Here is an 11,144-nt window from a genome sequence, read left to right on the forward strand (position 1 = left end):
AAGCATGGAACTGGATGCGGTAGCCAAGGCATTAAAAGAGTTGGGTCATCCTACTCGTTTGTGTGTATATAAACATTTAGTGAAAGCAGGCCATGATGGATTACCAGTCGGAAAGCTTCAGGAAGAGCTTGGGATCCCAGGTTCGACATTGTCTCATCATATCTCTGGGCTAGTATCAGCAGGGCTTATTACCCAGAAGCGTGATGGAAGAACGCTGTTTTGTGTTCCGCAATATGATGTCTTAGAAGGTGTGATTGGCTTTTTACAAGATGAATGTTGTACCGCAGCGACATTAGCGAAATAGTGATGGTAAAAAGCGAGGGCTGTAAAGCGCTCGCTTTTTCTCTTTCATGCTAGATGCAATATAGGTTTATCGGCTTTTGGGTCTAAGCGATAACACGTGTATGAGTCGTTCAGGTCTCTGTGGCCATACCAATGGACTTGCGACCGGATTATTTTCATTAAACCATCCTTCAAAGCGCTCAGTATTGTACTGATAGAATTGAACGGTATTGTACAGCGGTACAGTCACTTGCTCGCTAGCAATGATTTGATTGAGCTCCTGAATGATCGCGAGTCGTTGTTGGGCACTTGAGGCGATAGGAAACTGTGTAAGTAGTTCATCAACACGTGTGTTCTTGTAGAAATGCATTGCATAGCGTGGGTATTGTGGTGATTGGTAGGTGCTGTTGAAGGCACTGTCAAAATACTTAAACGGCGTTGGGCCCTGTGGGTAATTTGTTAATGCCATTTGATAATCCCCAAGCGTTAGCCGTTCAACAAAAGGAGTAAAATCTTTTTCAATAGGGGTTACCTTAATACCAATTTGCTCCATCATTTCCGCAATAAGTAACGCCGTCGTATTAAAATCTGACCAGCCATTCGGCGATAATACCGTCAGCTGCAAAGGCTTACCTGATGGTAACTGTCGCCAACCATCCCCGTTTTTATCGGTAACATCTAATACATCTAACCAATCTTTTGCGAGGTTGGCATTATATGACATGTAAGGAAGATACCGCTCGGTTACGATCGGATCAGCCCAGCTGTTAAAGCGCTGACTCATACCTGATGCGAAGATCGAAGGCTCTCCTTGTCCAAATGCAGCAATGTTTATTAACAGTTGGCGTTGAATTGACATCGAGACGGCGCGACGAAATTCGACACGTTGAAACAAGTCGCGTACTTCAGGATCTTTTGCTTCAAAGTTAAACATCAAACTAATCGTACTGGTCGGCGGTAACCAATATTGGTAGTTAGGCGAGTAAGACGCGTAGTGGCGTTCAATATCGGGAATAAAGCTACCTGTCCAATCAAACTCACCAGTTGAAATACGTGAGATAAAGTCATCGTTGTTGGTGACTTTTGGGTAACGTAAACAGTCAATATGACGAGCTTCAGCCTGCCAGTAATTAGGATTAGCACACTGTAAATACCCATCTTCATTCAAAGATGCAATTTCGGTGAAGGGGCCTGTACCGACAGGCTCTGCATTGGCAAATTGCATATAATCTTTCACGTCTTGCCACTGGTGCTGAGGAACGATAGGCAACAGGACAAGTGTATAGGCAACCAGTGCATTAGGTTTCTTGAGTTTGAAGTACACCTCGTGGTCGGAACGTTTTTCAATGTACTCAACCCATGGATTTATGCCGTGTGAGTCAAGTTCTGGGTATTTTTGCGCGATAGAAAATGAAAAAACCACATCATCAGCAGTGAATGGTTTTCCATCAGACCAGAGAACACCTTCACGAAGCGTAAAACTGATCCCTTCTAAATTACTATCGAGGCGATAATTCGTTGCAAGGCGGTACTCAGGCTTGTTGTTTTGTAATGTGTTGAAGACGATGAGTGGTTCAAAAATAAACTCATGCGTTGTAGGCATACTGGATTTGGAAAAAGGGTTAAAGTTTGCGATCACTTTATCCTTATACTCCGGTACAACCGTAAGAACAGATGTTGTTTTAGTGTTTTCTGGTAATGCGAAGCAGAAAGAAGAAAATAAAACAGAAACAAGGAGTAATGAGAAGGTTCCTTGGTTGATTATTCTGCGAAAAAAACAGCTAAGCATGAATTCGCTCCATATCGCTAGCTTAAAGGCAATTTTATGGCGTTAACCTACAGGATGTTTACGGCATGATCAAATGGCAAAAGTTAAGTAATATTGAGTAACTATGCACACTATTTAACTATTGATTCTCAGAGCTTTAAGGTTAACAAAATGTTGCTTATTGCAATTTGTGGTGATACCTTCGATGAAGTAATCGGAAAACAGTCAATCACTCTAATGCCTAATCATGCATAAATTAGGGGAATGAGTGAATAGCAAATTTTCTTGAAATTAGTAGTTCACGGCGATACAGGAGTAGGCGCACATGGCAAGTGAAGTGGCGCTTGATGTAAAGGATTTACATAAGTCTTTTGGTCAGAATGAAGTCTTAAAAGGCATTTCATTAACGGCTCACCGTGGTGATGTTATTTCAATTATTGGCTCTTCCGGTTCAGGGAAGAGTACATTTTTACGTTGTATTAATTTACTCGAGACCCCTACTCAAGGGGAAATTTGGGTAAAGGGTGAGTTAATTAAAATGAAAAACAACCGGCAGGGTGAATTCTTGCCAGTTGATGAAAAACAGGTGCAACGCATTCGTTCACGCCTTGCTATGGTGTTTCAAGGGTTTAACTTGTGGTCGCACATGACAGTGCTTGGCAATGTGATTGAAGCACCAGTGCATGTCTTAGGTATTCCAAAGGCAGAAGCTATTGAACGCGCAGAAGCCATTTTGAAAAAAGTCGGCTTATATGATCGTCGTAATTATTACCCCGGGCACCTTTCTGGCGGCCAGCAGCAACGTGCTGCCATTGCTAGGGCGTTAGCGGTCGATCCTGAAGTGATGCTGTTTGATGAACCGACTTCAGCGCTTGACCCTGAATTAGTTGGCGAGGTACTTGGGGTTATGCAAGATCTTGCTCAGGAAGGACGTACCATGTTGGTGGTTACACATGAAATGGCATTTGCTCGCGATGTGTCTAACCAAGTCATGTTTTTACATCAGGGGCGAGTAGAAGAGCAAGGTGATCCTGCGAAATTATTCACCAACCCAGAATCAGAACGCTTACAACAATTTATTTCATCAATTTATTAATTTTTATTGTGACAAGCATCAATAGAGAATGTGACCTCTCTGCATGAGCATGCTTCACCATATTGTTTAGACAGACAGCAATTTTATCAGGAGTAGAACATGAAAAAATGGATTTTGGCTGCTGCCGTTGTTTCAGCCTTAGGCGCAACATCACTACAAGCTAAAGAGTGGAAGACTGTCCGCTTTGGTATTGAAGGTGCGTATCCTCCTTTCAGCTGGACCGAGCCAAGTGGCGAATTGAAAGGCTTTGATGTTGATATGGCGAATGCATTGTGTGAAGAAATGCAGGTTGAATGTAAGGTCGTTGCTCAAGACTGGGATGGTATTATTCCGTCACTACTCGCGCGTAAATATGACGCGATTATTGCTGCTATGTCGATTACCGAAGAGCGTAAGAAAAGAGTCGATTTTACTGGTAAATATGCCCTTATCCCTAATAAGTTTGTTGCCAAAAAAGGCACAGAACTCGACTTTACGAAAGAGGGTCTAAAAGGGGTGAAAGTTGGCGTTCAGCGTGCAACAACACATGATAAATATCTAACTGATAACTTCCCAGGCTCGGTAGAGATTGTGCGTTACGGCTCATTTGATGATGCCTACCTTGATTTGAAAGCAGGCCGAATCGCAACCGTATTAGGTGACGCTTCTGCATTGGAAGAAGGTTTGCTTAATCGAGATGGCGGTGATGGCTATGAATTTATTGGCCCATCGTTAACGGATCCAAAATGGTTCGGTGACGGCTTTGGTATTGCGGTACGTAAGCAAGATAAAGATTTAACTAAGCAACTTGATGAAGCTATTACATCACTTCGTGAAAAAGGCATCTATCAAGATATTGCTGCGAAGTACTTTGCTTATGATGTATACGGTAAGTAATACGAAGATTTAAGCGTCTACAAGGGCTAGTTAGCGAAGGCTAAATAGCCCTGTCTTGTTTTTAGGTTGGCATCACTCTCCTAAGTCGTAATAAGGAGCTTCCTTTTGATTGATTTGAAAGGTTACGAATGGTCACTGATTGAAGGGGCATGGATTACCCTGCAGGTGGCTCTATTATCACTATTACTCGCCATGATTCTGGGTATGTTAGGAGCGCTAGCGAAGCTATCTCCTTACCGGTGGGCGAGAGCAATAGCCACGTTTTATACTACGGTGATCCGTGGTATTCCTGATTTAGTGCTAATGATGCTGATCTTCTTTGGCGGGCAAATGTTGTTAAACGACAGTCTTTACCGAGCTAATGAGGCATTAAATGCATACTTTGCTTCTGATCCTAACCATGAATGGACATCTTATTTACCTGATTATGTTGAAATCAGCCCGTTTGTCGCGGGTATTATGACCATAGGTTTTATTTTTGGTGCATACATGGCTGAGACATTCCGTGGGGCTATTCTTTCTGTCGATAAAGGTGAACTTGAGGCGGGTAAAGCTTATGGGATGAGTGGTTTTCTGTCTTTCCGCCGTATCCTACTTCCTCAAATGATCCGTCATGCTTTACCTGGGTTTGGTAATAACTGGCTCGTTCTGTTGAAAACCACTGCGTTAGTGTCTGTGATTGGACTTGATGACATGGTACGAAAAGGGGCTTTAGCCGCAGGCACAACACAGATGCCTTTCACTTTCTATATGAGTATTGCGGTTATCTTTTTGTTGTTTACTACCTTGTCAACAACAGGCCTGAAATGGGTCGAGCGTAAATTCAGTATTCATACGAGGTAAGTTATGGATTTTAGTATTTTAACCGAATCATGGCCTATCTATTGGCAGGGATTATATACCACGGTATGGATGGTAGCCGTTGCGCTTATTGTTGGTTTAGTGGTAGCCGTGCCAATTGGCGTTGCCCGTAATAGCAAATCACCAATTATCTTTCTCCCAGCTTGGGCATTTATCTATTTTTTCCGCGGCACCCCATTATTGATCCAGCTGTACCTTATTTATTATGGTTTAAGTCAATTGATTGAAGTGCAAGGAACGATGTGGCAAGACGCATGGTTTTGCGCATTGGTCGCCTTTGTGCTTAACACTTCGGCGTATACCGCAGAGATAGTTCGAGGCTCAATTAATAGCATGCCAAAAGGTGAGATTGAAGCGGCTAAAGCGTATGGTATGAGCGATGCGCAAGCGTTCCGTCGCATCATTTTACCTAGTGCACTGCGCCGAGCATTACCCGCCTACAGTAACGAGGTGATTTTCATGCTTCATGGCTCTGCTGTGGCAGGTATCGTTACGATTGTCGATTTGACCGGGGCCGCTAAAATTGTGAATTCACGCTATTACGCGCCTTTCGAGTCATATTTGTTTGCTGGCTTATTCTATATGCTGCTGACGTTTATCATCCTATGGGGTTTCCGTCGTCTAGAAGGGCGCTGGATGCGTCATCTCCGTCCGTTGTCTTAGCAGCCTTCGTTTTATCAATAAAAAGCCCAGCAATCTAATTGCTGGGCTTTTTTGACATAAACGCTAAGGTGACTTGGTTTTAAACGGCAATGTCGTCATAAAGTATGGTTGCCGTCAGGGCTGCTACTTCATCAATATACTGACGTACTTTTGCTGGGAATTTAATACCTTTAACCACGGTTAAATTACGCAGTGAAGGGAATAGGTTCACATCATCGTAGCTCAGTCGGTTGTCACGCTCTGATGGTAATACCAGCCAATCAAGTGCACCAAAGGATGCATTGAGTCCAGCAAGGTATTCGTCAGATTTTGCAAATGCATCATCGAAATCTTGCTCAATCATGGCGGTTTTATTTTTGGTAAACCATGCTTTCGCTGCTTGGCTGCCAAACTCAGGAAGCTCGACTTTCATCCAGCGCGGGTATAGCAGACGGCTACTGAATGGACGGGCAACCTCTGACCAAGCTGCAATATTACCTTCGTAGCGACTTGCTGTGAGTACTGGATTACCATCTAGTGCATCAATATAAGCTGCAATATCTAAGCTTTCTGCCATGTAGCTGCCATCCTCTTTTTGAAGGATAGGCACCAAGTTTGCCCCCACTTTTTCGATGCGAGCATCGATATCATGGTTTTGCAGGTAGATTAACTCGATATCGGCTTCCTTAAAGCCTGCGACCATCATTGCCTTGATACAAAAAGGGCAGTGATCAAAAACAAACAGTTTCATTTTTATTCCTTGTCGTAATATCCCAAGTAGTAAGGTGGGCACGCGATGGAGAGCTGCATGCCCTAAATAACGTTTAGCTAAATGTTGACCAAATAGGGGCATGATCAGAAGGCTTTTCAATACCACGTAGCTCATAATCGATCCCCGCTTCTGTACAGCGCTCGGCTAGCGATGGGGTTGCGAGTACAACATCAATGCGCAGGCCGCGGTTATCGACAAAGCCTTTAGAGCGATAGTCAAACCACGAGAACTGGTCGTCAGTTTCTGGGTGTAGCTGACGGAAAGTATCAATAAAGCCCCAATCAAGTAAGGTTTTCAGCCATTCACGTTCAATCGGTTGGAAAGAACATTTCCCGGTTTTTAGCCAACGTTTCGCATTGGCTGGTCCTATACCGATATCTAAGTCAATCGAGCTAATATTAATATCACCCATAACGATGATTTCTTCATCGTTGTTATGGTGGTTGTTCAGGTAGCTCATTAAGTCAGCATAAAATTTTTCTTTCGCTGGAAACTTAGTTTCATGCTTAACGTTATCGCCTTGCGGAAAGTAACCATTGAGTACGGTGACTTTTTTACCATTTTCTTGCTCAAACGTTGCCATGATCATTCGGCGCTGAGCATCCTCATCGTCCGTCGGGAAGCCTTTACGCACTTCAACGGGTTCTTGCTTACACAGCATAGCCACGCCGTAGTGTGCTTTCTGACCATGGTGGTAAACCTTATAACCCATGGCTTCGACGGCTTCTAATGGGAATGCTTCATCATGAACTTTGATTTCTTGGAGGCCAATAACATCAGGTTGATGTTTGTCGATCAGGGCTTGCAGCTGGTGAAGGCGGGCACGAAGACCATTGATGTTAAATGAGATTACTTTCATTGTTTTTATCGTATTTTGAAGGAGGTATTTTTCGATACTAACATAGAACGATTGACGCAACGAAGTAGAGAGTCATGAAGTTATGGTATTCAAGGAATGCCATCAGCTGTTGCTAATGGCATTGGTGCTCCTGCTGTTTTTAAGCATCAGAAGAATTGGAATATGACTTACAATGCTGCCAGTGCGGCTTCGTAGTTTGGCTCTTCGGTGATCTCGCTAACTAGCTCGCTGTGAACAATTAGACCTTCTTCATTTAGGCAAATAACGGCACGTGCAGCTAGGCCACGTAGTGCACCTTCATCTAGGTTAACACCATAATCCTGGGTGAAAGTAGGTGCACGGAAGAAAGAAGCGGTTTGCACGTTTTTCAAACCTTCAGTTTCACAGAAGCGACCCGTTGCAAAAGGTAAGTCAGCAGAAATGCATAGTACAACGGTATTTTCTTGGCTTGCTGCTTTTTCATTGAACGCACGTACGCTGGTAGCACATACAGGTGTGTCGATACTTGGGAAGATATTTAAAACCACTTTCTTCCCTGCAAAATCGGTAAGCTGAACATCAGATAGATCAGCCCCACACAGTGTGAAAGCTGGTGCTTGGCTACCTACAGCTACGAAAGTACCGGCGACGTTTACAGCATTTCCTTGAAAAGTAACTTGAGTCATAACTTTACTTGCCTTTTTTTAGTTTATATATAGTTGATTTATATAACAAATACCCTGCGGGTATTTGTATTGTACATAGTTGCATAATAAATATAACCATAGCTTTCGCAGGTCGTACCTCCCTGCTTATGAGGCATGACTATCTTGTTAGAATTTATTGATTATCTTCAACAGTTGCGGCTTAACGACTTTTAAGAAGCCACTTTCTATACTCAGTACACAATCAACGTGGGGATGCTCGCGGACCGAGATAAGGAAGATGACGATGGGTAAGTTGGTACAGGGTGTTTGGCAAGATGTCTGGTATGACACCAAAGATAGTAATGGTAACTTTGTGCGAGAAGATGCAGGCTTTCGTGGCTGGCTTACTACGGATGGGGGGGCTGGTCCGGATGGTCAGCGAGGTTTTAAAGCTGAGTCAGGCCGCTATCATTTGTATGTATCGCTTGCTTGCCCGTGGGCACATCGCACATTGATCTTTCGCCAGCTAAAAGGTTTGGTTGAACATATTGGTGTTACAGTGGTGAGCCCGGATATGCGCACCAAAGGTTGGGAGTTTGATCAACCAGAACCCCTTTATGACTTTACCTGCGTACATCAGCTGTATAGCAAAGCTAAGCCTGACTATACCGGTAGGGTAACTGTTCCTGTGCTTTGGGATAAGCAAACACACACCATCGTGAGTAATGAGTCCTCAGAAATTATTCGGATGTTCAATAGCGCCTTTAATCAGTTAACGGGCGACGAGCAAGATTTCTATCCAGAAGCATTACGGGCGGATATTGAACATTGGAATGACTTTATTTATCCAAATATCAACAATGGTGTATACCGGTGTGGCTTCGCGACTACACAAGAAGCGTATGATGAAGCCTATGACAACTTGTTCATGGCATTAGATAAAGTTGATCAGCATTTAGGATCACAGCGTTACTTAGCGGGAAAGCAAATCACTGAAGCGGATTGGCGGTTATTTACGACGTTGATTCGATTCGATGCCGTATATGTTGGGCATTTTAAATGTAATAAACAACGTATTGCTGAGTATCCGAACCTTCAGGGGTACCTGAAGGAGCTATATCAATACGCCAATGTGGCTGACACTGTCGATTTCTATCACATAAAGAGACACTATTACTTCAGCCATGACATGATCAACCCAACAGGGATCGTGCCGCGTGGGCCGGCGTTGGATTTGTTATCCCCCCACGGGCGTGACTAGCTCGCATTTAATAGAAACTGATGGGTTCGGGCTTGGTAAGTCCGAACTATTTTGGCTTGGTGCGGTGGTGCTTTTAATGTCTGCATATCTTCGAATAGTTGCTTGCGCCATTGCTCTAATCCATCGGGTAGTGGCATCGAAGTAATGGCCTTTAAGCTAGCTTTAATTTTTACGGTATCGTCAGTGCACAGCCTGCTAAGGCAATCTAGTCTGCCTAAATGTGCTTCGCTACAAAGTGGGTAATTATGGAGGATTTGTTCATAGAGGTTGAGAGCAGTACTTGTGTCGCCCTCACGTAGCTGGTTAGCTTGTGAAAGCTTGGTTTCTAGTACCTTTATTCCCGCCAGTAGCGGCTTGTTCTGTTTGATTTCATTCAGCCTTATTTTGCTATGCCCATCAAAACGGTCACGAAGTGATAGGGCATTATTTAATTCGGAAATCAGCTGGGTTTCACCGAAATGAAGTAACACTGGTAGTGCATCGGCAATCATTACTGATGGCAGCTTGGTGATTTTGTTAAAGTAAGTTGAAAGTCCGACTAGGATCCTTCGCTTGGCTTTAAGGGGCTGATCATTAGCAAGCGCCAAGCGCGCTTGTATAATATGGCTGAAACTGGTTAAAAAAGGCTGCTGGATAGGTAATACGCGTGAGTGGGCTCGTCGAATAATGCCTTTGAGTGCAGTCTTCAGCTCATGTTTTAGACTTTTTGATGAATGGCCATAGTAAGCTTGTTCAAAGATAGCTGTGTATTCGGCAAAACAGATGATCCATTCAACATCAATGATGGGTAAATGGCTTGCAAGCGTTTTACCTGAATTCGTGAGTTGCTCCATACGTTCTAAGCTCGCAGCGAGCTGAGCAACCTTGAGGGCACGGTGGCTGATAGTTGGGGTTAGCTTTAATGCCTTTTCTGCGGTTTCGAGCGCCTCGTAATAAAGTTTGCCTTCAGCTTGGTATGTAGCCAGGTAATCATATAGCTCAATATTAAGAGGGGAGCGGGCAATTAATTGCTCCAGTTTTTTTATCGCCTGCTGCAATTTACCTTGATGGTGGAGTACTTTGACTTCAATCAGAGAAAGTTTTGGTGACGGATTATTTTTGAGCAATATATGGGTATAGCGTTCGACTTGCTCCCACTGGCCGTTAGTGACCATCATATCAAGCAATAAGCCTTCTAGCTTATGGTTGTAGCCATATTGTTGCAGCTGTTTGCAACATAGCTCAATGGCAGTATCGAGCCCATCAGATTCAATCGCCTCATAAATCGGTTGGCGCCGAGCACAGTTATTAAGAGTCGTTAATAACTTTTTCTTAATGGTTTGGGTGGTTATCGGCTTTGTCATGAAGCTATCAGGCTCGACAGCCATACTGGTCAGGATCACTTCTGCTGAGTTGTCGCCTGAAATCATGATCAGGCCGCAGTGTGAGGTAATGTACTTTCGCCTGCGCAGCAGATTGACTAGTTCACTGCCGTTAAGTGCCCCATCAAGGTGATAGTCAACGAAAAGAATGTCATAGCAGTTTTTTTTACAGCTTTCGATGGCATTGTGGTGATCAAGCGAAATGTCGATGTCTTTCAAACCGATATGTTGTAGAACTCCCTTGATCAATGCAGCAGCAGCACGCTGATCATCAACGACCAGTACCTTAATTGGTTGGAGTTCTATACAGCTTTCATTTGCAGAAAAGTTCGGTTTTGTAGGCATGTCCTTATTCCAACTTGTTATGCATCTAGTTGTATTCTAGTTGGCATTAATGAAACTAGACAAATCCAATTCTATGAATAGTGAAGAGAACACTTTCCCATTACACAATGAACGCCCAAATTACGGATCTTATTGATATTAGTGTTAATTTATTCTTCCTCGGTGGTAGAGGGGAGATGAAATAGTGATAAGTGAATAAATTATAGACGAAAAAAAGCCAGTAGCTTGCGCTACTGGCTTGAATGATGGTGGAGGGAGATGGATTCGAACCATCGAAGGCAGAGCCGTCAGATTTACAGTCTGATCCCTTTGGCCACTCGGGAACCCCTCCACGGGGTGTTGCTAATTGTTTGGCTTTAAAAGCCAGAAAACTGTTTGGCCACTCTTACGAGTAA

Annotated in this window: 11 protein-coding genes and 1 tRNA gene; 6 read left to right on the top strand and 6 right to left on the bottom strand. The window is 43.5% G+C overall.

The annotated features are described in order from the left end of the window. Nucleotides 1-4: 4 nt before the first annotated feature. A complete protein-coding gene (locus L4D78_RS15925) occupies nt 5-304 on the top strand; it encodes an ArsR/SmtB family transcription factor (RefSeq protein WP_428467837.1) in 300 nt (99 codons plus the stop codon). Between the two features lie 66 nt (nt 305-370). Here L4D78_RS15925 and L4D78_RS15930 read toward each other — a convergent pair whose 3' ends face one another. After that, entirely contained in the window at nt 371-2,071 is a 1,701-nt protein-coding gene (locus L4D78_RS15930; RefSeq protein WP_428467838.1) for an ABC transporter substrate-binding protein, read from the bottom strand. A 304-nt stretch (nt 2,072-2,375) separates the two neighbouring features. On the opposite strand from L4D78_RS15930, the gene L4D78_RS15935 reads away from it, so the two are divergent. The 4 genes from L4D78_RS15935 (at nt 2,376) to L4D78_RS15950 (ending at nt 5,546) form a co-directional block, all read left to right on the top strand. Continuing rightward, entirely contained in the window at nt 2,376-3,146 is a 771-nt protein-coding gene (locus L4D78_RS15935; RefSeq protein WP_428459755.1) for an ABC transporter ATP-binding protein, read from the top strand. Between the two features lie 99 nt (nt 3,147-3,245). Continuing rightward, on the top strand, nt 3,246-4,022 hold the full coding sequence (locus L4D78_RS15940; RefSeq protein ID WP_428467839.1) for an ABC transporter substrate-binding protein: 777 nt from the start codon (nt 3,246-3,248) through the stop codon (nt 4,020-4,022). A 105-nt stretch (nt 4,023-4,127) separates the two neighbouring features. After that, complete coding sequence (locus L4D78_RS15945; RefSeq protein WP_428467840.1) at nt 4,128-4,865, top strand: ABC transporter permease; 738 nt, start codon at nt 4,128-4,130, stop codon at nt 4,863-4,865. A 3-nt stretch (nt 4,866-4,868) separates the two neighbouring features. After that, nucleotides 4,869-5,546 carry an ABC transporter permease gene (locus tag L4D78_RS15950; protein ID WP_428467841.1) on the top strand — a complete coding sequence of 226 codons (678 nt, stop codon included), beginning with the start codon at nt 4,869-4,871 and terminating at the stop codon, nt 5,544-5,546. 79 nt (nt 5,547-5,625) lie between these two features. Here L4D78_RS15950 and grxB read toward each other — a convergent pair whose 3' ends face one another. The 3 genes from grxB to tpx all read right to left on the bottom strand — a co-directional run bounded on the left by grxB (nt 5,626) and on the right by tpx (nt 7,821). Next, nucleotides 5,626-6,276, bottom strand: a complete 651-nt coding sequence (grxB, locus tag L4D78_RS15955) for a glutaredoxin 2 (protein WP_428467842.1) — start codon at nt 6,274-6,276, stop codon at nt 5,626-5,628. A gap of 73 nt (nt 6,277-6,349) precedes the next feature. Continuing rightward, a complete protein-coding gene (gene xthA, locus L4D78_RS15960) occupies nt 6,350-7,156 on the bottom strand; it encodes an exodeoxyribonuclease III (RefSeq protein WP_428467843.1) in 807 nt (268 codons plus the stop codon). Nucleotides 7,157-7,323: 167 nt separating this feature from the next. Continuing rightward, nucleotides 7,324-7,821: a thiol peroxidase gene (gene tpx / locus L4D78_RS15965; RefSeq protein ID WP_428467844.1), complete on the bottom strand. Its 498-nt coding sequence runs from the start codon at nt 7,819-7,821 to the stop codon at nt 7,324-7,326. 265 nt (nt 7,822-8,086) lie between these two features. On the opposite strand from tpx, the gene L4D78_RS15970 reads away from it, so the two are divergent. Beyond that, nucleotides 8,087-9,043, top strand: a complete 957-nt coding sequence (locus L4D78_RS15970) for a glutathione S-transferase family protein (RefSeq protein ID WP_428467845.1) — start codon at nt 8,087-8,089, stop codon at nt 9,041-9,043. Here L4D78_RS15970 and L4D78_RS15975 read toward each other — a convergent pair. After that, on the bottom strand, nt 9,040-10,749 hold the full coding sequence (locus tag L4D78_RS15975) for a response regulator (RefSeq protein ID WP_428467846.1): 1,710 nt from the start codon (nt 10,747-10,749) through the stop codon (nt 9,040-9,042). The genes L4D78_RS15970 and L4D78_RS15975 overlap by 4 nt on opposite strands. 246 nt (nt 10,750-10,995) lie before the next feature. Further along, nucleotides 10,996-11,080 (bottom strand) — tRNA-Tyr (locus L4D78_RS15980). Nucleotides 11,081-11,144 lie beyond the last annotated feature (64 nt).

It is taken from the genome of Photobacterium minamisatsumaniensis (genome assembly GCF_050336695.1).
Classification (GTDB): domain Bacteria; phylum Pseudomonadota; class Gammaproteobacteria; order Enterobacterales; family Vibrionaceae; genus Photobacterium; species Photobacterium minamisatsumaniensis.

Bases quoted from the DNA above. Each gene is read 5' to 3' on its own strand.
- L4D78_RS15925 (WP_428467837.1), top strand. From the start codon at position 5: ATGGAACTGGATGCGGTAGCCAAGGCATTAAAAGAGTTGGGTCATCCT.
- L4D78_RS15930 (WP_428467838.1), bottom strand. From the start codon at position 2,071: ATGCTTAGCTGTTTTTTTCGCAGAATAATCAACCAAGGAACCTTCTCA.
- L4D78_RS15935 (WP_428459755.1), top strand. From the start codon at position 2,376: ATGGCAAGTGAAGTGGCGCTTGATGTAAAGGATTTACATAAGTCTTTT.
- L4D78_RS15940 (WP_428467839.1), top strand. From the start codon at position 3,246: ATGAAAAAATGGATTTTGGCTGCTGCCGTTGTTTCAGCCTTAGGCGCA.
- L4D78_RS15950 (WP_428467841.1), top strand. From the start codon at position 4,869: ATGGATTTTAGTATTTTAACCGAATCATGGCCTATCTATTGGCAGGGA.
- grxB (WP_428467842.1), bottom strand. From the start codon at position 6,276: ATGAAACTGTTTGTTTTTGATCACTGCCCTTTTTGTATCAAGGCAATG.
- xthA (WP_428467843.1), bottom strand. From the start codon at position 7,156: ATGAAAGTAATCTCATTTAACATCAATGGTCTTCGTGCCCGCCTTCAC.
- tpx (WP_428467844.1), bottom strand. From the start codon at position 7,821: ATGACTCAAGTTACTTTTCAAGGAAATGCTGTAAACGTCGCCGGTACT.
- L4D78_RS15970 (WP_428467845.1), top strand. From the start codon at position 8,087: ATGGGTAAGTTGGTACAGGGTGTTTGGCAAGATGTCTGGTATGACACC.
- L4D78_RS15975 (WP_428467846.1), bottom strand. From the start codon at position 10,749: ATGCCTACAAAACCGAACTTTTCTGCAAATGAAAGCTGTATAGAACTC.